Below are 26,824 nucleotides of genomic sequence, written 5' to 3'. Positions count from 1 at the left end.
TTCTTTTCGGCGGCGGCCTTTTCTTCCGCAGCCTTCTTTTCAGCAGCTTCCTTGGCGGCCTTTTCTTCGGCAGCCTTCTTTTCCGCGGCGGCTTTTTCTTCCGCAGCTTTCTTTTCCGCAGCGGCCTTTTCCTCGGCGGCCTTCTTTTCAGCCGCTTCCTTGGCGGCTTTTTCCTCAGCGGCTTTCTTTTCCGCGGCTGCGTCCTTGGCTGTATCTTCCTTTTTCGCGGTCTTGGTTTTCACATCTTTCTTGGGAGCAGCCTTTTTAGGAGCAGCCTTTTTTGCCGTGGTTTTTTTAGCGGCCGGCTCCTTCTTTTTGGAGGCGGCCTTTTTGCCGCGCGCTTTCTTGGCAGGCTTGGCGGCGGTTTTCTCTTCCGCCTCAGTGTTTTTATCTTCTGTGGACTTGATAAGACTGTTCTTTCCCATGCATATCCTCCGCGATGCCCAGCGATTACAATATTGATGTCATACGAAAATTACGTTTGAATAAACTTGTCCCCTGTCCCCCTGAGGTGTGGTGAAATTTTTGGGTGAAAAAAATCACAACCATAAGGGAAGTGGGTTTTTATATGACAATCTCAAGCACTTGTAAAGAGTTTTCGCTTGATTATGGTTAAAGCAGATGCGCGGCTCTTGGTTTTTTCTCGATTCTGTTATACGATTTTTGGAAAAATTTTTCCCCTATCGAACGAAAACCCGTGGATTCAGGACTTCTTATGAAAAAACTCATTGTTTCAATGATGGCGCTTCTGGCCTTTGGCCTTGGGCAGGCGGAGGCTTTTTCCATTCCCGGAGGCAATCAATCAGGCGTCAATCGTTTTTACCTGGGTCCATCTTTGGAGCCGGCTGAACCGCTGCAATTAAAGACGTTTAAGGCCAGGGCCGACCTTGGCTACACCAACGAATTCGCCTTGATGACCTCTCCCAATCACGTTGTATTGGCGGACATGGAGTGCCTGCAATTGACCACGGGCTTTTCGGCGGGTTTTTTCCGGAATTCGGAGCTTTCCTTGGATGTGGGTTTCCTTTCCTATAATTCCGGTGTGCTGGATTCTTTTTTGGAAAGCTACCACGACGCCCTGGGCGTGGGAAACTCCGGACGATCCATGCGGCCGGACGATCAGTTCGGGTATCAGATAGCCTCCAACGGCAAGTTGTGGTTCGGCGATCCGGGCGTGGGGTCCGGCATTGCCGACCTCCGTTTGGGCGTAAAAAAAAGGGTGTACGCCAACTCGTGGATGACGGCCAGCGTCAAAGGCGTGGTTAAACTGCCTACGGGGGACCCGGACAAGGTCATGGGAACCGGAGGAACGGACGCCCAGTTGACTGCCCTGGCCGACTTCAAGCCTCACGAAAAGGTCACCTTGTCCCTGGCCGGGGGATATACCTGGTTGGCCAGGCCGGATTTCCTGGAGGACGTGGAGATTGATTTTTCCGACACATGCTTCGCCGCTTTGGGTTTGGCCTATCAATTCACGCCGGGCTTCTCCGGATTCGTGCAAAGCGTGTATTGGCAAAGCCCTTATGACGGCGCACAGGTCGTCGTTCTGGACAGGGATTACGGAGAGATAACTTTTGGAGGCAGGTATCAGTGGAAGTCCGGCTGGGGCGCGTACCTGGCCATGTCCGAAGATCTTTCCAGGTCCGCCGCGGATTTTACGCTTCATACCGGTGTGGAGTTGAATTTTTAGGAAAAAAAAGGGCGAAAACCGGCCGCCCGAATTGGGCCTGCGGCTTCGCCCTTTGCATTTTTATGCGCGGCCGGTTAACGCACCCGGCGTTTTAAGCGGCTGATATCCTTGATCGTCAGGGAGCTTCCGGAAATGGAGACAATCCCTTTCTCCCGCAGTACCCGAAGTTCCTTGTTGATGCTTTCCCGAGTGGCGCCCACCATATCGGCCAGGTCCTTTTGAGTCAGACGCAGGCTGATGTTCAGGGTTTCGCCGTCGCGGCGGCCGAACGTATCTCCCAGTTCCAGGAGCTTTTTGGCGAACCGCGCCGGAATGTTCAGGAAGCTGGTGTCTTCCAAAAGATCGTCCGTTCTCCTGAGGCGAATGGACAGGCTGGACAGAATAGCCTCGATGGCGCCGTCGCTTTTCCGCAGAAAATGCAGAAAGTCGCTCCGATTCAAAAGCAGCAGCACCGTGGGATCCACGGCGATGGCGTCGGCCGACCGGGGCATATTATCCAAAAGCGCCATTTCTCCAAAGAAATCCCCTTCGGAGAAAATGGTGACGATCATTTCGTCTCCCAGCCTGGAAGGCAGGACGATTTTCACGGCGCCGCTCTGAATCAAATAGAGTGTGGTGCCTTCGCTTCCTTTGCGAAACAAAACCTCGCCGGCCTTGACTTTTTGAATCCGTAACAGGGAGGCCAGTTCCGCCCTGTCCTCGGGGGTCAGGCTGCGAAACATGGGAATATGGCTGACCATCTCCATTGCGTCCATACACAAACGCTCCTATTCTCAGATTGACGGAGAAAACAGTTCGAGTTCTGATATTAGTTAAATTGCATGAAAGTCGATTGTAGTCAACCCGAAAAGCCGATTACCTGAAAAATCAGTGCTTTTGCATCAGGTGCGTCACAGCCTCATCCAAACCGTCCAAGGTCAGTTCAAACATCGGAAAGATATTGGAAATATTATGTATCGTCTGTGTATATCGCCACATGCGGCTGGGCACCGGATTAAACCAGCAATTATGCTTAAATGTTTCCGCCAAAAATCTCAATTGCTCCACCGAGGCCAGGCCGCTGCGTTCGTCCACGTACAAGGAGCCATCCGCGGCCATCAATTCGTAGGGCGCCATGCTGGCGTCCCCAATAATAATAAGCCGGGTGTCCGGATCAAAACGGGTGAAATCCCGCACCCTCACGGGCTTCAAGCGCCTGGTGGGGTCCTCCCACACCGCACTGTAAATGGTGTTGTGGAAGAAATAGGTCTTGATGTCCTTGAATTGGGCCCGGGCGTAATCAAACAGGGTCTGAACCACGGGAATGTAGGGGTCCATGGACCAGCCCCCATTGTCTATCATGAGGATGACCTTAAGGCGGTCCTTGATGCTGCGCTCGAATATAATATCGATTTCCCCGCCGTTGCGGGTGGTCTGGTAGATGGTTTCATCCACGTTGACCTGATCCTTGGGGCCTACGGGGATCATGTGACGCAGGCGCTTCAGGGCCTCGCCCATGAGGGCCTCGCGCAAGGGGCCCTGGTGGCTGTAGTCCCTGTACCGCCGCTCCATGGCCACCTTGACCGCGGACTTGTTGCGGGACACCCCGCCAACGCGCATGCCGCCGGGATGGACGCCCGAGTGGCCCACGGGGCTGGTTCCGCCCGTGCCGATCCACTTGTTGCCGCCGTCGTGGCGGCCGTCCTGGTCTTTGAGGCGCTCCTTGAAGTATTCCAGCAGTTCTTCCGGGGAGAGCCTGGCGGCCTCCTCCTCGCTGATGCCTAAGGCTTCGGCCACGGTTTCAGGATCGCTCAGCCAGTCTTCCAGCAGGTTTCGAAGGAAGTCGTCGATTTCCACGCCGGCGTTTTCCGGCATTTCCGCCCCTTCAAAATGATGGGCGAAAGCCTGGTCGAACACGTCAAAATACCGCTCGCTTTTCACCAGAATGGCCCGGGCCGAGGTGTAGAAATCGTCGATGGAGGTGATGAGGCCCATGCGCAGGGCCTTCTGGAGAGTCAGGAAAGCCGTGGGGCTGACCGGAACCCCCGCCTCTCTTAATATATAGAAAAAAGGAACGAACATATTTTAATACATCCTGCGCCGGTTGGAGGCGTTCACGGCCCGGGCGTAGTCGCCGCTTTTCTTGAACAGTACGCCCAGGTAAGGCACATCGCTCATTTTTTTCTTGGGCTCAAAATCCGGGTCCGCTTGCAAAGCCCGCACCCAGTTGATGAGTTCGCGGGTGGCCGGCTTCTTTTCAATGCCGTCCAGCTCTCTCAGGCGATAAAAGGTGTCCACGGCCATTTCCATGAGGCTGTCGCTCAACTCCGGGAAATGCACCTTGATGATTTTCCGCATCATTTTAGGGTCGGGAAAGGCGATGTGATGGAAGTTGCAGCGGCCCAGGAAAGGATCGGAAAGGTCCTTTTTGGCATTGGAGGTAATGATCATGACCGGCCTGTTTTTCGCCGGGATGGTCTTGTCGATTTCAATGATGTCGAATTCCATCTGGTCCAAAACGTCCAGCATGTCGTCCTGGAAGTCCGTGTCGGCCTTATCGATCTCGTCGATCAAAAGGATGGTGCGTTCATCCGCCGTGAAAGCCTGGCCGATCTTGCCCATCTTGATGTATTCCTCGATGTTGGATACATCCCTGCTGGAGTCGCCGAAGCGGCTGTCGTTCAGACGGGTCAGGGTGTCGTACTGGTACAGGCACTCGACCAGTTTCATGCTGGACTTGACGTTCAGCACCAGGAGCGGCATTTTCAGAGCGTTTGCAATGGCGTGGGCCAGCATGGTCTTGCCGGTTCCGGGCTCGCCTTTTAAAAGCAGGGGCATTTCAAGCGCCATGGAGATGTTGACTATTTTTGCAAGTTCTTCATCCAGAACATATTTGGTGTCGCCGGTAAATTTGGCTGCTGCTGTCATTAAAGTTGCTCCTTGTAACGAATCATGTTGGAAACTTCCTGGGTGAGTTCCAACACGCGGAGGGAAGCCTCCGGGTCCAGAGAACCCGTGCCGCAGGACGGGGTTATGAGGGATTGGGAAAGCAGGGTCGCCCGGTCAATTCCCAGGGCCTCCACCTGTTTCATGTCAGTTTGCCATCTGGCCTCCAGGGACTCGGCGAACTCGCCCATGACAAGGTCCTTGTCAATGGTGGGGACGATTCCCCAGGCGACGATCTTGCCGGCGTCAAAAAAAGCCTTTAAATCCTTTTTATACATGACGAACTGTTCAAAAACTTCATACTGGTCGAAGCTCACAATGTCGGCTGGAGAGTCCAGGACAAGAGACCAGTCCGAATTGGCGCAAATGTGCACGCCCGCCAAAGCGCCTTCCTGATGGATGGCTTCCATGATCTCTTCAAAAAGAGCGGCGATGTCTTCTTTGGTCACGCTTAAAAAGGCCGAGGAGCCGAATCCGGCGAGAGCCGGCTCGTCCAGGAATATCAATACCTGCTTGCCGAAAGCGCCCAGCACCCTGGCCTGCCACCGGGCCTTGAGCGCCAGAATCTTCACCACCACGTCCCGCAGCCGGTCGTCGTACAAAGCGGCCCGGCCGTCCTGATCCATCAGGGTGGTCGCCAACGTAAAGGGGCCGGTCACCTGGCCTTTAATCGCTGCAAAATCCTGGGGCCAGGCGGTCTCAAGGCGGTTTTTCAAAGCGAAAAAGCCGGGGGCGTGCTCCGGCTTCATGGCGAAGCGGGATTCCTCCAAAGGCAGGCCCGCTTCCGTCACGGCCAGGTATTCTTCGTAAAAAGCCATGAGCCCCTCTTCGAACTCCTGGCTGCTGGTATCCACGTACACCTTTTCGCCCGTGTCCACCAGACCGGGAACGCCCGGCACAAACTGGTTCAGCATGCCTTCCTGGCGATACATGGGAAGTTGTATCCAAATGGGGACGTCCGGGGTGTGCCCCGCCACCAGATCCACCGCCTCTTCGTGGTCCTTCACAGGCAGGCTGCCGATTAACGCCGGCAAACACCCTGGCTTGAATGGCGTTGGTTTTTCCATATTCTCTCCTGGTAATATATTGGTTGGGTTCATAAAAAACCGAGCAATCATTCTATCACAAGCATACCCCGCTTACAAGGCGCTGTCATCCGATTAATTTACACGAACGTAAATAAAAGGGGCTGCGGACGCGGCCGCAACCCCTTTTCACCTGCTTAAGGCCCACAGCTTAGGCCATGGTTCCATTTCCCGGCGCAAAATTTTCCGCGCCGGGGAAATCACCCAACAGGAACGTTGTTTATATGAATCCGGTCAATCCGCCGGCGCTTATTACGGGATGCGCCGGCGGAGGATTTTAAATCAGCTGAACGTTGTCCTTCAACTGGGCGATTTCAAGGCCCAAGCTCAGGCATTTCTCCCCGAGTACGCATTGCTCCGCATCCTCCGAGGGCAGGTAATGCCTCAGTTCGCGGGAACCGCTTTTCAGGTCAACAGCCCAGTGACTGCTGTTGCCGTCCCAATGGACCTCTAAGTCACGCCCGCACTCACCGATGCCGGGAGAGACCTCCCGGATCTTGCTGCATAAACGTTGGCTATCGATCATGGCAGCCTCCTTTCCGGGGTTCAGGCATTTGTCCGGGATGCGCTGACCGGCATGGCCTTACAAAGCCAATTCAACCTGATCCCGCCATCCAGCGCCTCCGAACATAAGCAAGCGGCCGACCGATAAGAAAAGCATAACAAAAGCCGCATATGTAACAACCTGAACGCACCATAATTATCAGCTTACCGGTTCGTTATCTATAGTATAATAACGATTCTCAAATAATCCAGTGCGGAAAAATAATTATTTCCATAAAGGCTTTGGTTGATGCGCATTTCCCTGGACTCCCTCATTCTTTGCTTGACCTTCGGTCCGGTTTTCGTCATTGTTTGGACGCCGCCATCAATATCAGGCCTTGATACTCTCAAAAAGAAAAGTCATCTACCATAATCCATCAGGAGGGCTCCCATTGCTGAAAGTTATTAAAATCACATTAATTTCCGTCCTTGCTCTGGCCGTTGTACTTTGCTCCGCCGCCGTCTACGCCGGGCGGACAGGGGCCATGGGAAGGGTGATGAACAAAGTGGAGTCCCACGATCCTTATGAGATCAGCCGGGACGCGCAAATGATGCACAACGCCCTGACCGTCATGGATTGGCATTGCGACGCTCTCTTGTGGGAAAAAAACCTGCTCAAACGGTCTTCCAACGGGCACGTGGACTTTCCCCGTTTGCGGGAAGGCAACGTCTCCGTCCAGATGTTTACGGTGGTCACCAAGTCCCCTTCCGGGCAGAACTACGACTCCAACACGGGAGAGTCGGATAACATCACCAGTCTGGCCTGGATCCAGGGATGGCCCCAAGAAACCCGTAAAAGCCTGTTAGCCCGGGCTTTGTACCAAGCCGAAAAGCTGCATGATTTCCAGGCTGAAAAGCCCGAGGAAGTCATGATCGTCCGCACGAAAAAGGATCTGGAAAAGGCCCTGAAGGCTCGCAAAAACGCCCTGGCGGCCGAAAAAACGCCTCCCACGGCCGCCCTCATCGGCCTGGAAGGCTGTCACGCCCTGGAAAACAAGCTGGAAAACGTCCAGACGCTTTACGACGCAGGATACCGCATGATCGGCCTGCTGCATTTTTTTGACAACGAAGTGGGAGGATCCTTGCACGGGGTGTCCAACGGCGGGCTTACGCCCCTGGGCCGGGAGGTGGTCAAAAAATGCGAAGAGCTGAATATGATCATTGACCTGGCCCATTCCTCGCCCCAGGTTGCCGAGGACGTTCTGGAAATGGCGACGCGGCCCGTGGTGGTCTCCCATACCGGCGTTTACGGCGTCTGCCCCAAAAAAAGAAATTTCCAGGATGCGCTCATGAAGAAAATCGCCGATAAAGGCGGAATCATCGGCATCGGATATTGGGACGCCGTATGCGACACCACTCCGGAAGGCGTGGTCAAATCCCTCCGGTTCGCCGTCGATCTGGTGGGCGTGGATCATGTGGCTTTGGGCTCGGATTACGACGGCAGCGTGACCACCCGGTTTGACGCGTCCGAACTGGCCGTCCTCACCCAGACCATGATGGACAATGGCTTTACCGACGCCGAAATCGCCAAGGTCATGGGAGGCAATTCCGTTCGGTTTCTCATGGAAAACCTGCCGGAATAATTTTCAAACGATGAGATACGCCTTTCCAATTGAGTGAATCCTCCACCTACCTTGAACGATAGGCGGCCAGCCCTGGCAGAGCAGTATCCTGCCAGGGCTTCGAAGAAACAATAAGTGCGTCCTGAAACGTCTTTTGAAGTCTGAGTTCTTTTGCGTCCCGGGCGAATTGCCTATTATTTTGGTTTCAGGATATTACTTGGCTCGCCCCCAATTTCCTAACGTTAGAAAGCTCCCTGGCCGCCTTATTGGCCCGGCGGCCTCTGGCATTGCATGCCAAAGCCGGACGGTAATGACGAAGGAGACAAGAGACGGCGTTGGCCTGACAGTGTAGTGCAGGCCCCCGGCGCCTGCCATTGACGCGCAACGTGCGTCAAAAGGGCGCCCACAGGGGGACGCGACTACGAAGAGGATGGGCAGCCCCGGCGCAACAGTGTCGCGCCGGGGTCGCAACGCGACATGGTGTTCGACCTGTCACTTGGTAAGCATCCAATTCAAATCATCGAACCTGATCTTTTTCCAAAACCGACCAAAAGCAGGGCGAGCCCTGAGACTACATTGCTTTTTTAGCCTCAAAGGCTGCATCCGATTCTTCGGGTGCAGGGATTCCATGCCTCTTTTTTTGGGGCAGTCCAGGGCCTGAATATATCCTTTTTGCTGTTTTTCACACCCGTATTAATTACCCATTGACAAGATACTTTACTATCAGTAATGTATTTAACCGATGGTTAGAAGAGAGCGCCAGCCCAAAAGGAAGCCGTCCATGGACAAGCAAAACAAACACAAATCCATCTGCCGCCAAAGAAAGGAACGGGAAAAGCAGCAACGCATCCAAAGCATCCTGGACGCGGCCCGGACCGTTTTTGCGTCCAAGGGTTATTTAAAATCCACCATGGACGAAATCGCCATGGCGGCGGAAATCACCAAGCCCACCATATATCTTTATTTCAAAAGCAAGGACGACCTCATCCTTAGCCTCATATTGCCGTTGATCGCCGAAATCCGGGTTCATTTAAAAAAATTGGAAAAAGACATGAGCGCCGGAAAAATTCAGGACGGCCGGGACCTGGTCTTGGGAATTTTCCATGCCTATTACAATGCTTACGAGTCCAGCCCGGAGACCTTCCGGGTGCTGCAATTATTCCAGCAAAAGGATCTTTTGGGGGATTTTAAGCCGGAAATCCGCTCCATCCTGGACGAAAAAGGCCGGAACAACGTGATTTTATGCCGCAGCATGCTGACCCAAGGCATGGAAATGGGCCTTTTGAAAAAGGTGAACGTCTTCGCACTGGCGGATATCATCTGGGGTCTGGTTGTGGGCGTGATTCAATTGGAGGATTGCAAGAACGATGAAGAGAACGGCCACAAGCTAAAAATCGGAACCCTCGGGCTCGCCCAGCAGCTCATCACCGAAGCGCTCACCCGCTTGGAGTAATCACCTTTCTCAGTAAGACAGGAGAACCAGAAGAGATTATGCTAAACGTCGCCGAATTGCTTGATTGCGTAAAAAAGGAAGAAAGAGCCTCCCTGACCGAGGCGGAGTCCAAAACTTTGCTGAGCGCTTACGGCATTCCCGTGGTGGAGGAGGCCGTCGTCGCGGAAGAGGATGAGGCTGCGTCCCAGGCTCAAAAGATGGGCTTTCCCGTGGTATTGAAAGGCCATGGCGCCAGGTTGACCCACAAGACCGAAAGGGGCCTGGTCAAGGTCAATCTGCGGTCGGATTTTGAGGTTATCCAGGCGTACAGGCAGATAAAGGGCGCGGCGGGCGAGGATTGGGAAGGCTGCCTGATCCAGCCCTTGATTGAAGGGAAAAGGGAGTTCGCGGCAGGCTTGGTCCGGGATCCCCAATTTGGCCCGACCGTGATGTTTGGTCTGGGCGGCGTGTTTACGGAGGCCCTGGGGGACGCGACCTTTCGCATTGCGCCTTTTTCGGGAACCCAGGCCGAAGTGATGCTGGACGAGATAAAAAGCAGCAAGCTCCTGGGCGCTTTTCGCGGCGAAGAAAAGGCGGATCGGGAGGCCCTGAAACAAACGCTGTTAGGCCTGGCCCGGCTGGGCCTGGAGCACCCGGAGATCAAGGAGGTGGACATCAACCCTTTGATCGTCACCCCGGACGGCAAGGTAAAGGCCGTGGACGCCCTGGTGGTTTTGGATGAAAACGCCGACGCATCCACCAGGCCGGCTTTCAGCGAGGAGGAGCAGGAGCAGTGGATTCAGGAAACCCGCCAGGCCCTGCACAGGGCTTTCAATGCGGAATCCGTGGCCGTTGTCGGGGCGACCAAGCCCAACATCAGCGGCTTCGCGGGCATGTTCGGGTGCATGCATCTTTTCGGCTTTAAAGGCCGCCTCTACCCCATCAATCCCAAGCTGGACGAAATATACGGCATCAAGGCCTATCCCAACCTCACCGCCTTGCCTGAAAAAGTGGATCTGGTGATTGTTTCCGTGCCTGCGCCGGTGGTTCCCGGCGTCCTGCGGGAGTGCGCGGCCACGGGCAACAAGACGGTCCACATTTTCACCGCGGGATTCAAGGAATCCGGCGAGGAGGAAGGCGTCCGGCTGCAGGAGGAAATGAAGCAAATTGCGGTGGAGGGAGGCCTGCGGGTTATCGGCCCCAATTGCATGGGCTTTTACGTGCCCAACAGGCGCATGCTCACGTGGCAGAAGGCCTCGAAAAAATCCGGCCCCATCGCGCTCATCAGCCAGAGCGGAGGCAACGCCCAGGAGATCACCCATTACGCCACAGGCAGATACGGCATCGGTTTTAACAAGGTGGTGAGCTACGGCAACGCCCTGACCGTGGAAAGCGCGGATTTTCTGGACTATCTGGCCGGGGACGACGAGACCGAGATCATAACCATGTATCTGGAAGGGTTGAAGGACGGCCGCCGCTTTTTCAAGCTGGCCGAGGAAACCAACAAGAAAAAGCCCGTCGTCATTTATAAGGGCGGTTTGAGCGAAACCGGCGCCCAGGCCGTGTCCTCCCATACCGGCGCCTTGGCCGGCGGCCCCAAAATCTGGCATTCCTTTTTTCGGCAGACCGGCTGCGTTCTGGTGGAATCCGTGGAGGAACTGGCTGAAGTCGCTATGGCTTTCCATTATTTGCCCGAAACCAAGGGGCCGAGAACCGCTGTTTTGGGTTACGGAGGCGGCGCCGGGGTTTCCGTGGCCGACAACTGCGCCAAGCTGGGTTTGGCGCTGCCTGATTTCTCCGAGGAATTGCTGGGCAAATTGCGTGAGATCATCCCCCCGGCCGGGACCATCATCCGCAACCCCATCGACGCCATGATCGCCTATTTTGACTTTGACGTCATGGGCAAAATTTTCAAGCTCATGGCGGAAAGCGACGAGATCGACAACGTCCTCATGTCCATTCCCCTGGATTGGCTGTTCAACAAGGAGGAAGGCGGCGGCTACATTGAAACCCTGACGCGGTACGTGGCGGATGAAGGCGTAAAGCAGCTGGGCGGCAAGCCTTTTATCGCTACCTGGAGGCAATACATACCTTCGGAAAAAATCCGCGGTTGGGCGCCCGTGATGGAAAAAATCCTCCTAGGCGCCGGCATCCCCGTATACGAAGGCATGGCCCGGGGCATTAACGCCATGGCCAAGGTCACGGCCTATTACGGTTTTCACGCAAAAAACAAATAGCAGCAAAGACCTCCGGGTAAATTATCCAAGGGCGTTGGGCCATCAGGCCGGACGCCCTTTCTTTATATATTTACATCCCTTATGAAGGAATCAGGAATCCCGATCATATCCGCCCCCGTTCGTTAACAGGATATTCACTTGAAGCAATCAGGAATCAGGTATATTGTCAGATGAAACATCTTGAATTTAGCAAGATTAACCACCCTGAATTTCTGATAATATAGATCGGTTTATTGCTCTTATGAATCCGGAGTACACCGGCCGCGCATGGCGCGTGGCGCCCCGCATTGAAGCCCTTTCCAGGGGAAGCGAACGCATTTTTTTCAACCCGCTGAACGTCAATCCCGCCTATTTTCCCATGGGCGGTTCCGAAGTCCTTGAAATCCTGGATAAGTTAAAAGCAAACGAGCCGTTTTACTGCCCCCAGGAAAACCTTTGTCCCTGGGATCTGTTCGATTTCTTTGTGCGGCATCATTTGATTGTGGAGGACGGCAAGACCGCCTGCTGTGAGGCCTGCGGCCCTGGCCGGGACCTTTTCAGGACGGAATTGAACGTCTACCTGCTGTTATCCCAGGCCTGCAACCAGGCCTGCGTGTACTGCCTGAACGGCCGGGAGACGTATCACGGCCCGGGCGATCCCATGATGTCCCGGGAAACCGCATTCCAGGCCGTGGAAACCTTTGCGACCCGGTTAAGCCCTGGCGGATTTTTAAACCTGGTTTTCTTCGGGGGAGAGCCTTTGCTCAACTGGCCTCTGGCCGTGGAGCTCATGGAGCATTGCGAAAGCACGCTGAAGGCAAAATTCCCGAAAATCAACTTCCATTATCACATCACCACCAACCTGAGCGTCCTGCCCCATGACTTCATAACCCGGGCCAGGGACCATGCCATGACCTTGCTGGTGGACGTGGACGGCCCCGAGGACGTTCATAACGCCCTGCGGCCCCTGCGGGGCGGCGGCGGCAGCTTTGCCTTTACCGCGCGTCACATTGAAAAGGCCGCCGGCGCAGGAATCAACGTGGCGCTCAGAACCACGGTGGTCAGCCGCAACCAGGAGATCATGGTCGAAACGGCCCGCGTGCACAAAAACCTGGGCGGCTCTTCCTGCGCTTATGTTCCTTTAAACGCCGTGGACTCGGACGGAAGCGTGTTTGAGCGGGCCATGCGCCCGGACCCGCGAATCTACTCCCGGGGCTTGCGGGAAGTATACCATTCCCAAATCTGGCCGGTGGAAAATCTCTTTCCCTTCAGCGAATTCTCCCGGCGTCTGGTTCCCGGCTATCACAACAACCTGAACTGCGGGGCGCCCAGGGGATGCACTCCGGTGATCAGCGTGAACGGCAAAATTTTTTCCTGCATCTACCTGGTCAACAATCCGGCCTATGAGACCGGAGACATTCTAAAAGACGACTTTCCGCGCCTGGATGTTCTGGAAGCCATGGCGAAAATCATCGACGTGGACGCCAGGCCCCAATGCAGGGAATGCGCCTACCGGTATCTTTGCGGGGGCGGCTGCCCCATCGGATACATCGGGACGGAGGGAGAGGCCCTGGCATCCCGAGAAGTGCGGGCGTACACGCACAAAATCGCCTGCGCCACGGCCAAAACCTGCCTGGAGGAGCTTTTCTGGTCTTTGGGGACCGAGGCGGGTTTGTGGGCTTTGATGAACCCGGAAAATTCCCAAACACGGAGTCAACCATGCCTGTAAAAAACAACCACGAGAACAGACCTGCAGCCCCCCTGAAATCCGCCGAGGCTGACAATAAAAAATGCTTTATCGTCACGGCCGAGGAAATGCAGGCCTATAAAGGCGAACTGGCCCGCATGGGCCGCACTATGGTCGTTTGCGGCGCCATTGTGGGCGCATCTCTTTACGTGGGGGGCTGCGCCGAATCCCAGCCTGCTTCCAAGCCGGCGTATACCTCCGCCCTCCAGACCGAAGCAAAACACCGGCCAAAAACAAACGCCGAAATTCAACAAATCAGAATCGCCAAACAAGAAGCCCGCCAAACCGCGGATCCCAAGCTATTATCCAAATTTTCAAAGAGCTCGAATTATGAAATTCGAATGGAGGCGGCGGCCAATACTCACACACCGCCCAAGGCTCTCCTGGAACTGGCGGCGGACAAAGACGGCTTGGTCCGGGTCAAGGCTATCGGCAACCCCAACACGCCCACGGACCAGCTATCCCGGATGCTCTGGGACCATAACGTGAGCGAGGCCATCCGTGAGGATATCGCCGACTACACGAACAACGAGACTTTGATCCGGCAAATGGCCGCGTCGCCGGACCTTAACATCAGATGCAAAGCCGCATTGAAAGACAACCTTCCCGCCGATGCTCTGAAGGCTCTTGTCCACGATAAAGAGGATGATGTCAGAGAGACTGTCGCCTCGAAAGTCTCCCCCCCTTTCGAGACATGGACGGTTCTGGTTAATGATCCGGTCGAACGGGTTCGAAATACGGCAATACATCGTCTTCGCTTCCATGATGGGAGAGGAAATTTGTCTGAATCCCTACTCCTTGTCATGGCCGAATCTCCCAACAAGGAAGTCCGCAAGATTGCGGCCGGAAGCAAGCAGGCTACGAATCGCGTGCTGGAAATTTCGGTCAGGGATCAGGATGAATGGGTGCGCGGAGAAGCGGCCGAAAACACGAACCTGCAGCCCTATTTAAGAAGCGTCCTGGAAAAGGATCAAAGTCGGTCGGTGCAAAAAGGCTTGTTCCGGGAGGAATATAAAAAGGCGAAATTCTCCCGTGATGAAAACTATTTAAGATGGATGGCCACCCACCAAAGCCACGCCGTGAGAAGTGCGGTCGCAAAAAACCGCTACACGCCCCATGAGTCCCTGTTAAAACTGGCTGTCGACCCGGTCGATTCAGTCCGCATGGATCTGGCGACATCCGGGAGCGTCCCGGAAGAATGCCTCGAGATTTTAAGCCGGGATTCCGATCCGAAAGTTCGAAACTTGGCGCGGCAAACCATTTCAGAAAAAATCGCGGACGAGGAAAGAAGGAGAAAGGAAAGAATCGCCAGGGAAAAACAATATTTGGAAGATCAAAAACAAAAAAGAATCGCTGAAGAAAAAAAACGGGCCGCTGAAAAGAAAAAGCGCGAATTCGTGAGGAAAAACGGGGCACCCGCCGCCTCCGGCTCAGAGGAACGGTTGAAGCAGGCGGGCAATTCCAATACAAGCGAGGCGGTCCTTATCACCCTGGCTATTGACCCGGATTATGATGTCAGGTCGGCCGTTGCGATCAATCCCTCCTCCACGGAGAGGGTCCTGAAACTGTTGGAGGACGATCCCAATAAAGAAGTCCAATGGTTTCTGGACCATAGGGAGGAAGAGCTGGCGCGGACCATGTACAATAGCCATGATCGGGACTTGTTGATATGTACAGGCTGCATAAGCTGCACCAGCGCCTGCACCGGCGGCTGCACCATGCAGTGCACCGGATACACGGCCGGCAGTCCCGACGCATTCAAATTGAAGACCTATTAGCGTCTCGCCGGTCTGGCCTTAAAGCGTTCCCCGGCGAATCTGTTTTTTCAACACGGCTACTTAAACCGCAGGGCGTGGGTGTTGATGAAAAATTTCAGGCCGGCCATGCCCACGGGGAACATGTAATCCGAGCCGGGGATGTCCATGACCACAAACCGGCCGGAGGTTGCGGGGCCGGAAATCAAGGCCGCCAGGGGATCGTATTCCGACCACTCTATGGTCACGGTCACGTCCAGGCCGTAGGATTCGTGAATAACCTCCTGGGGCTTGAACAGCCATACCGGGTTGAAGCCCATCATCTGCCCCGGGCCGCCCGCATTAAAAGTCTTTTTGGCGAATAACGGCGCGGGATTCTCCTGGGCTTCGCCCTTGACGCCTTCCAGAGTCAGGGCGGTCACGCCCCGGCGGGTGATGGAGCCGAAAACAGAGTCCCCGTCCTCCTGGAACTCAAAGTCGGCCATCTTCTTGGGATATCCCAGGCTCTCGCGGCCGTAAATCAGGGCGGTCTCGTCGTCCACCACCATCCAGCAGCAATGCACGCCCTTGCCCAGCGGGGTTTTTACGTTCACCAGCAGGGCGGCCTCCTTGTAGGCCACATCAAAGGAAGTCCTGGGATAGTCCACGATAAACAACATGCCGGACTCCGGGTCCGCAGGCTTCATGCCCAAGGGCAGGATTTCCCGCACGTTTTTCGGGTCCAGGGGAACGTCGGCCGTGATGAACCGGGCGCCGTCCCACATGTTTCCGGATTTTTGCATTTTGACGATCATCTCGCGAAGCCGTGTGAGGTAATGCCTGTCGTCGTGAAGCTTCCGCATACTCATCCCCCTCTTGCAGTCAGTTGTTATAAAAAAAGATATGGCGACGGCCGCCCCTTTGCGTCAATCCTGGTCTATCCCGAACACCTGCCCTGGCGCCAGGCTATGATGAGGTCCTTCATTTTTGCCAGGGTAAAGGTTCCGCTTGCCCGGGGACTGCAATAGAGGAAGCAATGATCGCATTCATAATTGCACATATAGGGGAGCAGGACATGGATGCCGGTCAGCATAGACGTCTCCTTTTCCTGTGATGGATGAAAGCAATCCGTCTGTGGAGGACACAGCATACCTTCCGAGTTTAAGGGTATCAATTATTTTTTAATTTTTGGATAGTAAAATGCCTTTTTTATAACAAAACAAAGGCCGGCCCGGATTGACGCCCCGAACCAGCGTCTTTGTAAAACGGATTGCTCCTGCAATATTTTGAAATGGTCAGGCAGTGACAATATATACTTAAAAAGGGCTTCCATCACTGCGGCCTTGCCCATGGGCTTGTTTTTTTTGCGGTCACAGCAGCCTTTGTTGACAAATATGGATTCAGGCGGATGCCAGGGTGACTGGTCTGCTGATAATTACCGGACCAGACAGCACTGTCAACAGGTTTCAATTTTCCATTGTTCAATTTTTGGTTGAACGGAAAGGCAAGTTGATGTCTGCATGGAGGTCCATCAGGGGCGCCAATGTTTGAAAGTCCTCGGGGCGAAAAAACCAGGCGTTCCCTGCAAGGGCGTTCCAGTAGTCTGACGGGTCGTCCAAAGGCGTCATAATCACTCTGTTTTGATTTGCTTTGATAGTTTCAACATGCTGTATTTAAAATACTAAGCCGTTTAGCCAAGTATTCAAGGCGCGATTCCGGGAATACAGTGTGAACAATTTCACAACTTCATTTGCGCCGAAACGCTGCAATCATTTAATTTGCGTTTTTAGTGGTTTTTAATAATGCAATAAACAAAAGAAAGCTCCATGGAACGGCACGATAATCAGTTAACTCAATTCAATTATTTTCCGCAAAAACTTTTTGTAACCAGTATTGACCCGTAAAATGGTTCATGCTATGTATGTTCCGTCTATTTAGGATGTTACGCATCGCGGTATTTTTTCAATGAATAGCGCTTGGCCTGCTTCACGTCCATTCGTATACGTCTTATGTGGACGACATTCCACCAATAGCCTGCTCCAGGAGATTGCAGATGCCTTTGGAACCTAGCCGCAGAAAAATGGAAGAGCGGGTTCTGGCCTTGGAAAACAAGTTGCTGGAACAAAAAGCATTGAACGAAAAGCTGAGGACTGCTCAGGAAGAGTACCGCCTTTTGGTGGAGAATTCCACGGACATCATATGGTCTGCGGACAGGAATCTGCGCTTTAGCTATTTTAGCCCGTCGGTTTATCAGTTGCGGGGATACACGCCGGAGGAAGCCGTGGCCATGGGTCCGGAGGACACTTTTACGCCAGGCTCCCTTAAGCTGGTCAAAGAGGAAATCCACAGGCGCGATGCCAACGGCAAAGAACGGTTCAGGCATTTTTGCCTGGAGCTGGAATGCCTGTGCAAGGACGGAGCCGCCAAATGGGTGGAGTGCGCAGGGACAATCACTCTGGACAAAGACGGAAAGCCTGAAAGCATTCACGGCATAGCCCGTGACATCACTCAGCACAAAAACAATCTAAAAATTATGCAGGCGGCGGACAAGGCCTTAGCCGCCAAGGTCCTTGAACTGGAAGAAACCAACAAGGCCATCGCCATGCTCACCGAGGAGGCGGAAGCCAGCGCCAAAGAATACAAGACGAAAATGGCGCGCCTTATCAGTCGTCTTTCCAGACCTTATATAGAGAGCTTTCAGAAGACCGCATTAAACAAAAACCAGAAAATCTGCATGGACTTTGTTGCGTCATGCTTGTCGGACTTTGAAGATTACATGCCCGGCCAAAACGACGGCCTGGCCGAGTCGCTCAATGCCAAAGAGTCCGAAATTGCACGTTTGGTCAGCATTGGATGCACAAGCCGGGACATTTCCCAACTTTTAGACATCCCAAAACGATCCGTGGATTTTTATCGAGCTAAAATCAGAAAAAAATTGGGGTTCGTCCCTCCGGGGAAAAACCTGTCGCAATACTTAACCTCGCTGTACGGATAAAGTCATAGCAAGTATTTTCAAGTTCGCTAACTTGAAGGGATCTTGATTCCATGAAGCATCGTGAGACGGAAGAACAATTAAGCGCCCGCATCAAAGAGCTTGAAGCGGAAATTGCAAGGTATGAAATCGCCAACAAAGGGCTGGCCGCCGTTGAAAAGCACTATCGGACCCTGGTGGAGAAAACCACGGACGTCTCCTGGAAGTGCGACCTTGAACTGCGCATGGCGTACGTCAGCCCTTCCCTTGCCAATTTCACCGGATTTACCCCCGGCGAAGCCATCGCCCTTTTGCCCAAAGACATGTTTACCGGCCGGTCTCTGAACGTCGTCACCGAAAATTTCGGAGCGCTCCTGGAATACTCCCGGTCAGAAAAGCCGGAGGGCCGGGAATCCGTCAGTTTTGAAGCGGAAGTCAAGTGCAAGGACGGGTCCGTTAAATGGGCGGAAGTGACCGGCGCCGTGCTTAGAGATAAAACGGGCAAGGCCTTGGGCCTCCATGGAATGTATCGCGACATCACCCACCGGAAAAACTCTGAGCAAGCCCTTGAGGAAAAAGACCAGTCATTGTCCGTTCAGACCCGCAGATTGGAAGAGATCAATGAAAAGCTGAAAAAGGCCTCCCTCATAGCCGGAAACGCCGTCCCAATGCTGCAGCAATATCTCCGCCTGACTTTGGAAAGCATGGCCCTGCCCTATCTCGACCGGCTGCTTGATGCATGTCAGGACGTGGAACAGACGGCCTTGGTCAGCGTGCTCAGGTCCAACATGGCCGCCCTGCTTTCCCATGTTTCAGGCCACGTCCAGGACCCCATGCCCGAACTTACAAGCAAGGAACTGGAAGTCGCCTGGCTTGTCCGCAATGGAGAAACCAGCCAGGCCATAGCGGAAGCCATGAATATTTCCAAACGCTCCGTGGATTTTTATCGCGGCAAGCTGAGGAAAAAGTTCGGGCTGGAAGGCCCTGGGGAAAGCCTCATGGACCGCCTGGCCTACGCCGCATTGCCCACGCGGACGTCTTCCGGCCTTCCCGATTAACCGGCCGATCCAAAACGCGTAAAATATTTACGCTGCGGCGGGCTTCATCCTTCTGCAGCCTGCCGCCTGGTCAGGGGGTGTACAAAACCACCAGGCACCGGGTTTCCGTATCCGACAAGCTCTTTAATTTATGAGGGATCTCCGAATTGAAGCGTTTGGACTCCCCGGGCTTAAGCACATGGGGCCTGCTGTCCAGAGTCAACTCCAGGTCCCCGTCCAGAACAAAGACGAACTCCTCGCCTTCGTGCTTATACTCCACAGGCTTGTGATCCTTACGCGATTCAATGGTGATCATAAAGGCCCGCAGGTGCTCGTTTTCCGCATCCGGAGTCAAAACCTCATAAGAATAGCTTTGGGTCCTTTTGGCGTAAGCCTTGGCGCGCTGATCCCGGATGGCGCTTTTTTCCTCGTCCCGCAAAAACGTGCCCGGGTCGATGCCCAAAGCGCGGGCCAAACGAAGCAGAAAACTGACGGAAGGCGACAATTCGTCCGATTCCACCGAGGCGATAAACTCGGGAGTCTGTCCCGTGGCCTGGGCCAGAGCTTCCCGGGTCCAGTCGTGGCCCTCGCGCAGTTTTTTAATGGTCGCGCCGAAACTGGAGTCCGATACGTCCACGACCGTGCAGGCCAGGTCATCGGCCAGCTTGCGCATCACCGCTTTTTTGGCCTTGGCCGTAAAGACGGGCAAAAAGGCCTTGGCGTCGGCTTCCACGCCAATATGAGCGATTTCGAAAATAGGGGCTTTGGCGTCCCTGTTAATGGCCACAATCAGGCCGGACTCGGCGATTCCCGCCGTGTATTGCACGGCTCCCGAGGTTGCCGCGGAAACAAGCAGCCTGGGCCGGACGGTTTTTCCGGTCTGGCCGATCAAACGTTCCTCCTCCACCCAGTGGGACAGGACGGGAGGCCTTGTGGCGCCCACCTGGCCGCCCAAAGCGGCCGCAAGCTCCCGCACCAGGCCGAATCCATCGGCGCTGCCCATGCCGGCTCCGCCCACCACAACGGTTTCGGCCTCTTCCAGCCTTTTTACTCCGGCTTCCTCGGGTTCGTAGGAAAGGAGCTTAAGGCCTTTGGGCAGGGCGAGGCGAGAATAGTCCAGTTCCTCCACGCTCCCGGGATCGCCGGGCCGGCCGCTGGGGGAAAAGCCGTGGGGCGCTACCGTGGCGAATCCCAACGTTGTTCCCTCGGCATAGGTGATCCTGGCCATAATCCGGCCGCCCCAGGAAGGACAGGTCGCCACCATAAGTCCGTCCTCCATGACCATGTCCACGCAATCAGCTATAAGGCCGGCGTTCTGCATCCTGGACGTCCGGGCCGCCAGTTCGCGGCCCAGCTGGGTCATGGGAAAAAACACAAGCCCGGGCTGCTTGTCCGACACGGCCTCGCAGATCATAAGGGCCATAGCGTCCGCGCGGGGAGCGTCCAAATCCTTATGCTGCAGGACGTACACATAGTCCGCGCCGCAACGGGTGCAACGGTCGGCCGCCTCTTCCCAAAGCAGGCATTCCTGGTTTTTTCCGGGGACCAGCACCATGGCCGTCTTGCCGCCCGTTTGCCCGGAAAGCTCTTTGGCCTTGCCCAGCACATTGAGGGAATAGTCAAAAAACCTATCGTTTCTCAGATCTCCGAAAACCCAGATATCGTGATTGCTCATTGCATTCCTGCCCGCTATTTTATTAGCCTGCTTTTCTATTGAATAAGACCTGCGTTAACCAGCTTCTCCAGGAGCTTGTCCGCTTGCTCCTCTATGGATCCGGTTAAAAAGTCGCACTGCTTGCCCTTGGCGGCCGGGGTCATATCCTTAATTTTGGTGGGCGATCCCGCATCCCCGACCTGATCCGGCGTCAGTCCCAGTTTTTCCAGGCTCCAAACCTCGATTTCTCCGGAAAAAGCCTCCTCAATGCCGCCCAGACTGGCGTTGCGGGCCTTGGCGGCCTCAGGCGCCACAGTCAGGGCGCACGGCGTATCCACTTCAAAACGCTGGCGAAATCCGTCGCATTCGGCAGAGACTTCCAAGGACTTGCCTTTGACCAGAATTTCCCTTGCCTGGGCCGCCAGGGGAAGCCCGGCGCCCACGGCGGTCTGGGGCCCTACCTGGCCTGTGTCCGAGTCGGCCGTGCGGGTTCCGAACAAAACCAGATCGTAGGGTTCCAGGAGCTTGAGGCCGGCGCACAGGGCGTTGGAAGTAGCCAGGGTGTCGGCCCCGGCAAGGGCCTTGTCGCACAGCAAAACGCCCCGGTCCACGCCCATGGACAAGGCGGAATACAGGCTGAGGCCCGAAATTTCCGGCCCCATGGACAGAGCCGTCACCGTTCCCCCCGATTCGTCCCTGAGGGCCAGGGCCGTTTCCAGGGCCGGCAGATCAAAGGGGTTGAGGGCGGTTGTATCCGGAGTGCGCACGATCTTGCCTCCGGGGGCGTCCAGCACCACGGATTTTATGCAGACGATAATATGAATTCCCATGATAAATTCCCCGTTAGAACTTGCCAAGGACCGAACGGGCGATGACCGTCCGGTGCACCTCGGAAGTGCCTTCGTAAATTCTGGTCACCCTGGCGTCGCGGAAATAGCGTTCCACCGGGTAGTCCTTGGAATACCCGTACCCGCCGTGAATCTGCACGGCCATATCCGTCACTGCGGAAGCGGTCTCCGCGGCGAACAGCTTGGCCATGGCCGATTCCTTGGAAAAGGGCTTTTTCAAATCCTTAAGGGCCGCGGCCCGGTAAACCATGAGACGCGCCGCATCCACCTGGGTGGCCATGTCGGCGATCATATTGGCAACGGACTGGTGCCTGGCAATGGGAACCTTGAACTGCCGGCGCTGCTTGGAGTAGCGAATGCCTTCCTCCAAAGCAGCCTGGGCGATGCCCAGCGCCTGGGCCGCAATGCCGATGCGCCCCGTATCCAGGCCGGCCAAGCCGATAGCCAGGCCAATGCCTTCCTTGCCAAGCAGGTGGTCCCCGGGAATCCGGCAGTCATTAAGCCGGATGGAGGAAACCGGATTGCAGCGCATGCCGCAGAGATCTTCCAAATCGCCCGCCACAAAACCGGGCGTTCCGCGCTCCGCCACAATCACGCTGATGCCGCGGGGACCGGCCTCCGGGTTGGTGCGCACGAAAATCAGGCAGGTGTCGGCCGCGCCGCCGTTAGTGACAAACACCTTGTTGGCGTTCACCACATAATGATCTCCATCCTTTAAAGCCACGGCCTGTATTCCGGAAGCGTCCGAACCTGCGTTGGGCTCGGTCAGGCAAAATGCGCCGATCTTTTTGCCGGCCGCCAGGTCGGGAACCCATTTTTCCTGCTGCTCCCGGGTTCCAAACGCCATGATGGGATGAACCGCCACGCTGTTGTGCACGGTCACGCATAGTCCCATGCCGCCGCACACCCGCGAAATTTCCTCAATAGCCACCACATAAGACACCGAGTCCATTCCTGCGCCGCCCAGATCTTTGGGAACCTGAATGCCGAAATAGCCCAAGGCCCCCATTTTTTCCACCACTTCCCAGGGGAAGCGCGCTTCCTGGTCCAAATCTTTGGCTATGGGCGCCAGCTCGGCTTCGCAAAAAGCCCGCACCGAGCGCCTTACTTCCCTATGCTTTTCCGTTAAAAAAGGATTCATGGATTTCAACCGATTACCGGGGTTTATAAATAAGCCGTCCGTTATATTCCGCCCCTGACTTATCAGATAACGGCTCAAAGAAAAAGAGCAAATCCCTTGCCCCGTCCAATCCGGGCCGGCGTTCTTTCCTTCTTGACATACTGCGTCATACAAAATATCATACGTCCGTTGAAAATCTTGCAAATAGAAAGAACCAATCATGCTATTTTGGCCCAAGCAGGAAACAGTGCTCGTGGATCGGGGAGCCCCCAAGGCGCCTCATTTTCTCATGGCCCAGGATTTGTTCGCCCGAAAAGGCTCCCGGGAATTGTTCATTAAAAAGATTTTTTCCGCCAAAGCCGGAATCCGGCGGCGAGGACCGGTCATCCTTTGCCCCGGCATCGCCACCAACGCCAATTTATTCCGCATGGACGACCAGGGCGGGTTTCTTTCCCTGGAGAACAACCGGTCCTTTGCAACCTACCTGGCCTCGGAAGGCTTCACGGTGTATTGCTTTCATCCGGGGTACGCCCAACGGGTGTACAACAGGTATGTGGTCAGGCATTGCCGGCAAAGCATGTTTTACGGCAAAGCGCGCACCACGCCCCCCACCCTGGATTTTGTGGAATTGGTGGACAGGGAGGTTCCCATGGTCATCGAGCGTGTGCGCAGGGACTCCGGGTCGTCCAACATCTCCTGGGTAGGGTACAGTCTGGGCGGCATGATGATGTACACCTACCTGGCCAAGACCCTGGACGCCACGGTCAGGAATGTCGTGACGATAGGCAGCCCCATCACCCTGCATCAGATTTTTGTGCGCATCATCCCCCTGATCAACTGGATCACCCGGGCCTTGGGATTCGAGGAAAAATCCTTTGTAGGAACCGTCACCCAGAACTTTGTGCCCATCACCAGGGCCATTCGAAAAATTCCGGGGCCGGTGCTGAGGTTCAACCCCATTGCGTCCCCCTTGTTGTGGAATCCTTTCAACATGTCGGGAAGGGCCGCCAAAACCCTTTTAGGCAAGGTGGTTGAGCCCGTCCCCAACAGCCTGCAAAAATCCATCTCCACCATGATTTCCCAAGGACTGGCCTGCAAGCAATACGGGCCTGAGTTGGTCAAGTCCATGGGTTACATCCGCAAAAACAAAGCCAAGTTCCTCTTTTTTTACGGCGGCGCCGATGTAATCGCCCCGCCGGACACCGTGCTTCTGGCCCACGAAATCATCACGCCCAATGACTCCAACAACCTGATTGGGGTGAACGCCGCAGGGCATGTGGACCTGATGATCGGCGACAACGCCCGGGAAAAAGTCTGGCTGCCCGCCGGAAAGTGGCTTATGGAAAATACTTCACGATAACCCTTATTTCAAATTTTGTTCACAAGGTTTTTCATTTCGGCACGATTTCTGAAAGAACACTGGTATAAATTTGTCCGGATTGTTGCGCCCTGATCCCAAAGGCATGACCAGGGGCGGTCTTCCGGCCTGATTGATTGCAGTGTTGCGGAAGAGGCTTTCCCACAAAACGAAATAGAACCCTCTGGCGGGCCATAGGCCCGCAGGATTTTACATGCGCCGCTATTTTTATATATTCCTGGCTGTTATCATTCCTTTCATCCAGGCGCACGCTTTAGAACCCCAAGCAACGGACTTTATGTCCGGCGCCCGCTTGGACGCAAGGGCGGACGGCGGCCTGTGGCAGCTCACCTTGCCCCAGAGCATATACGAGGGATTGGTTCGTCAAGATATTGGCGATATTAGGATTCTTGACGGGAAAGGGGCCCAGGTTCCCCTTAAAATCGTGGATGAAAGAAAGGGATTTTACGAGGACCCGGAGGTGCAATCCCTGAATATTTTCCCGCTCATGACCCGGGGCGACGGATTTATTGACATGTCCGCCACCAAATTCCACATGGACGAAACCGGCGCCTTGATCGGAGTGGACAGTTCCGCCGCACTGGGAGACGGCAACGTTCTAACATCCTATGTTTTGGACGCGTCCCATCTTAACGGCGAGCCCGAAGCATTGCGACTAAAATGGTCGGACACGCCGGGAAAATTCGTGACCACGGTGGACGTCAAAGCCAGCCGGGATCTGGCGTTCTGGTTCGGGCTTTCCACAAGCACCACCCTGGCCCAGGTTCCTTGCGGGCAAATGATGTTTTTCCAGGACGCCATAGACATTCCCAAGGCCATGCCGGGGTATTGGCTGGTCACCTGGCCGGGGGGCAAAAAAGGCTCGACCCTAGAAAAGGCGGAAGTGCTATATCCCACAAGCCAGGACGCCGCCAAAAACAACTGGGTGCAAGGGACGCCGTTGGGAACTCCATCCAACGGGGAGTATCAATTTGAGATCCCCGCCCCTCTGCCAGCCAGCCAGGTGGTCATTCATGTAATGTGGCCGGACTTCTGCGCCCGGGCCAAAATTTATTCCCGCAGCGACGCGGAAAGCAACTGGGAATTCCATGCAGACGCCATATTATACAATCTGACCGCCGGCGAGGACGCCATCCAAAATCAAGCCCTGAACGTTCGACCCGTCACGCATAGATACTGGATGGTGCAAATCGACCCGGAATCCATTGCAGGAGCAGGCCCCCTGCCCCCTTCCTTCCAACTGGCCTGGACGCCTCATACCGCCTACTTTGTCGCCCAGGGCCAGGAGCCTTATGTCATTGCTTTCGGAAGCGGCCGTAAAGACCTCGCCCCGCCTCCTCCGGCCGCGATTTTGGAGCCGGTGGGCTGGGGCAAACAAGGCGTGACAGCTTCTCAGGCCAGGATGGGCGGCGTCTATACATTGGGCGGCAATAACGCTTTGTATCCGCAACGTCCTAAACCGCCTGACACAAAAAAGAAAAAAATGATCCTGGCCGCCGCCGGCGTGGTTGCGGCCGCCCTTGCGACGGTTTTGGCGCTGGTTGCAATGATGTTGCTTAAACAGAAAAAGGCCCAAGCCCTGGCCCAGCGGCAAGCGGCGGATGAAGACGCTGAATGGGCGGAAGCCCAGGCCGCCGCGGAAACGGAAAGCCTGGACGACGATTCGGACCTGGCCGAGACCGCCGCGGAAGTGCAGGAAATGAAGGACTCCTGGGACGCGCCTGACCAGGAAGACATAGACCAGATTGTAAAAGATTCTGAAAACGCCATGGCGGAGGACGGCTCGGACCAGACAGGTCCTACGATGGAGGAGCCAACCGAACCGGAAGAAGGGCCCGCTCTCTTGGAGGAGATAATGGAGCCGGAAGAAGAGGCTCCCGCGCCGAAGCCGGAGCCGCCAGCGCCTCCTCCTAAGCCCCAGGGCGTTCCCATTCAGTTAAACGAAGACGGGTCCATGGAGCAGGACCAATTGGATGCGCTCCTTAACCAGTCTGCTTTTGCGAAGGGGCAGGGCCGGCCCAAACTAACACTCGAGCCAAAAAAATCCCCGGAAGAGTCGTCCCTTGATCCCAATGAGGGCGTTTTAACCCAGGAAGAACTGGACGCCATGCTGGCCGCCCCGCCGGGAGGCGCCGCCGCCCTGGATGATAACAACACCCTGAACCAGGACGACCTGGACGCCCTTTTGGCGACCCAGGCGGAAATGCCGGCCCCCTCGCCGGCCATGAATGACGACGGGACCTTGAACCAGGACGCTTTGGACGCATTGCTGGCCACCCAGCCCCAAAAAGAGCCGATCCTGCCCCGAGAGCCCAAAAGGCCGCGTGACCCCAAAGTCAAGGCCAATGAAGACGGGACCCTGGATCAAGCCGGCTTAAACGCCCTTCTTGCGAACGCCGGCTACAACATCACCGTTCCCACGGCCAAGGACTCCCAGGGAGACGATCTGCCCTTCGACGGCGCCCTGAATCAGGACCAGTTGGACCAGATTATGAACGAATCGGGCGGCCCGGACATGCAAGCGGATGGGGATCAGGCCGAAGAAACGCCGGTCATTAAACAATTCTCCCAGGAAGAGCTTGACGATTTGTTCGACGGCGCGGGGCGTATTGAGGACTGGGCCCCGCCTCCGCAAGAACCGGAGCCTCCTCCGCCTCCTCCCCCTCCGGTTCCCGACGGGCTGCAAACCGACGGCCAGCTGAGCCAGGCGGATCTGGATGCCTTCTTTGACGGGCCGGCAAAACAGGCGCCCCAGGAGGATGACAATACTCCCATGTCTCAGGATGACCTGGACGCCATGTTCGACGCTCCGGCTGCACCCCAGCCCTCGCCTCCTGCGGACGACAACGCAGCCATGTCTCAGGACGAACTGGACGCCATGTT

At 55.4% G+C, this 26,824-nt stretch carries 20 protein-coding genes; 10 read left to right on the top strand and 10 right to left on the bottom strand.

Translation table 11 applies throughout. The features are described 5' to 3' along the window. Positions 1–425: hypothetical protein (locus BUE18_RS27790; RefSeq protein ID WP_211482770.1), on the bottom strand; the 425-nt coding region annotated here is incomplete at its 3' end. Between the two features lie 290 nt (positions 426–715). Between BUE18_RS27790 and BUE18_RS00650 the strand changes: the two genes are divergently transcribed. Next, a complete protein-coding gene (locus BUE18_RS00650) occupies positions 716–1,690 on the top strand; it encodes a DUF3187 family protein (RefSeq protein WP_073471883.1) in 975 nt (324 codons plus the stop codon). A 74-nt stretch (positions 1,691–1,764) separates the two neighbouring features. On the opposite strand, the gene BUE18_RS00645 is transcribed toward BUE18_RS00650, so the two are convergent. From BUE18_RS00645 to BUE18_RS00625, 5 genes are all read right to left on the bottom strand, one after another. Beyond that, positions 1,765–2,445, bottom strand: a complete 681-nt coding sequence (locus BUE18_RS00645; RefSeq protein WP_015949903.1) for a Crp/Fnr family transcriptional regulator — start codon at positions 2,443–2,445, stop codon at positions 1,765–1,767. 112 nt (positions 2,446–2,557) lie between these two features. After that, positions 2,558–3,751 (bottom strand): vWA domain-containing protein, encoded by a 1,194-nt coding sequence (locus BUE18_RS00640; RefSeq protein WP_073471881.1) that lies wholly within the window; start codon positions 3,749–3,751, stop codon positions 2,558–2,560. A 3-nt stretch (positions 3,752–3,754) separates the two neighbouring features. Beyond that, a complete protein-coding gene (locus tag BUE18_RS00635; protein WP_073471879.1) occupies positions 3,755–4,597 on the bottom strand; it encodes an AAA family ATPase in 843 nt (280 codons plus the stop codon). Continuing rightward, positions 4,597–5,682, bottom strand: coding sequence for a uroporphyrinogen decarboxylase/cobalamine-independent methonine synthase family protein (locus BUE18_RS00630; RefSeq protein ID WP_073471877.1), 1,086 nt, complete (start codon positions 5,680–5,682; stop codon positions 4,597–4,599). Before BUE18_RS00630 ends, BUE18_RS00635 begins: the two co-directional genes overlap by 1 nt. Before the next feature lie 295 nt (positions 5,683–5,977). Next, a complete protein-coding gene (locus BUE18_RS00625) occupies positions 5,978–6,226 on the bottom strand; it encodes a hypothetical protein (protein ID WP_073471876.1) in 249 nt (82 codons plus the stop codon). A gap of 409 nt (positions 6,227–6,635) precedes the next feature. On the opposite strand from BUE18_RS00625, the gene BUE18_RS00620 reads away from it, so the two are divergent. The 5 genes from BUE18_RS00620 to BUE18_RS00600 all read left to right on the top strand — a co-directional run bounded on the left by BUE18_RS00620 (position 6,636) and on the right by BUE18_RS00600 (position 14,978). Continuing rightward, positions 6,636–7,826 (top strand): dipeptidase, encoded by a 1,191-nt coding sequence (locus BUE18_RS00620; protein ID WP_083610679.1) that lies wholly within the window; start codon positions 6,636–6,638, stop codon positions 7,824–7,826. A 760-nt stretch (positions 7,827–8,586) separates the two neighbouring features. After that, positions 8,587–9,258, top strand: a complete 672-nt coding sequence (locus BUE18_RS00615; RefSeq protein WP_073471874.1) for a TetR/AcrR family transcriptional regulator — start codon at positions 8,587–8,589, stop codon at positions 9,256–9,258. A gap of 38 nt (positions 9,259–9,296) precedes the next feature. Then, positions 9,297–11,474: an acetate--CoA ligase family protein gene (locus BUE18_RS00610; RefSeq protein WP_073471872.1), complete on the top strand. Its 2,178-nt coding sequence runs from the start codon at positions 9,297–9,299 to the stop codon at positions 11,472–11,474. Between the two features lie 241 nt (positions 11,475–11,715). Beyond that, positions 11,716–13,182 (top strand): radical SAM/SPASM domain-containing protein, encoded by a 1,467-nt coding sequence (locus tag BUE18_RS00605; RefSeq protein ID WP_073471871.1) that lies wholly within the window; start codon positions 11,716–11,718, stop codon positions 13,180–13,182. Next, positions 13,173–14,978, top strand: a complete 1,806-nt coding sequence (locus BUE18_RS00600; protein WP_073471869.1) for a HEAT repeat domain-containing protein — start codon at positions 13,173–13,175, stop codon at positions 14,976–14,978. The genes BUE18_RS00605 and BUE18_RS00600 overlap by 10 nt, the downstream gene beginning before the upstream one ends. A gap of 56 nt (positions 14,979–15,034) precedes the next feature. Here the strand turns inward: BUE18_RS00600 and BUE18_RS00595 are convergent, their stop codons facing one another. Further along, complete coding sequence (locus BUE18_RS00595) at positions 15,035–15,796, bottom strand: acetoacetate decarboxylase family protein (protein ID WP_073471867.1); 762 nt, start codon at positions 15,794–15,796, stop codon at positions 15,035–15,037. 1,190 nt (positions 15,797–16,986) lie between these two features. On the opposite strand from BUE18_RS00595, the gene BUE18_RS00590 reads away from it, so the two are divergent. Both BUE18_RS00590 and BUE18_RS00585 read left to right on the top strand, forming a co-directional pair. After that, positions 16,987–17,928 carry a PAS domain S-box protein gene (locus BUE18_RS00590; RefSeq protein ID WP_073471865.1) on the top strand — a complete coding sequence of 314 codons (942 nt, stop codon included), beginning with the start codon at positions 16,987–16,989 and terminating at the stop codon, positions 17,926–17,928. A gap of 50 nt (positions 17,929–17,978) precedes the next feature. Continuing rightward, entirely contained in the window at positions 17,979–18,962 is a 984-nt protein-coding gene (locus BUE18_RS00585) for a PAS domain S-box protein (RefSeq protein ID WP_073471863.1), read from the top strand. Between the two features lie 70 nt (positions 18,963–19,032). Here BUE18_RS00585 and BUE18_RS00580 read toward each other — a convergent pair whose 3' ends face one another. From BUE18_RS00580 to BUE18_RS00570, 3 genes are read right to left on the bottom strand one after another with little or no spacing between them, the layout of a single operon-like run. Continuing rightward, on the bottom strand, positions 19,033–20,616 hold the full coding sequence (locus BUE18_RS00580; protein WP_073471862.1) for an FAD-binding protein: 1,584 nt from the start codon (positions 20,614–20,616) through the stop codon (positions 19,033–19,035). A 35-nt stretch (positions 20,617–20,651) separates the two neighbouring features. Next, entirely contained in the window at positions 20,652–21,425 is a 774-nt protein-coding gene (locus tag BUE18_RS00575; protein WP_083610676.1) for an electron transfer flavoprotein subunit beta/FixA family protein, read from the bottom strand. Positions 21,426–21,438: 13 nt separating this feature from the next. Next, the gene (locus BUE18_RS00570; RefSeq protein WP_073472325.1) at positions 21,439–22,584 is read right to left on the bottom strand and encodes an acyl-CoA dehydrogenase family protein; all 1,146 of its coding nucleotides are present in this window, start codon (positions 22,582–22,584) and stop codon (positions 21,439–21,441) included. Positions 22,585–22,783: 199 nt separating this feature from the next. Here BUE18_RS00570 and BUE18_RS00565 point away from each other — a divergent pair, with 199 nt between their 5' ends. Next, a complete protein-coding gene (locus BUE18_RS00565) occupies positions 22,784–23,923 on the top strand; it encodes an alpha/beta fold hydrolase (protein ID WP_073471860.1) in 1,140 nt (379 codons plus the stop codon). A gap of 211 nt (positions 23,924–24,134) precedes the next feature. Continuing rightward, the coding region (locus BUE18_RS00560; RefSeq protein WP_073471858.1) for a DUF3999 domain-containing protein at positions 24,135–26,824 on the top strand (2,690 nt) is incomplete at its 3' end.

This window comes from Desulfatibacillum alkenivorans DSM 16219, assembly GCF_900142135.1.
Taxonomy (GTDB): Bacteria; Desulfobacterota; Desulfobacteria; order Desulfobacterales; family Desulfatibacillaceae; genus Desulfatibacillum; species Desulfatibacillum alkenivorans.
Note: the sequence above shows the minus strand (reverse complement) of the source record. Positions and strands in the feature narration are given on the sequence as shown.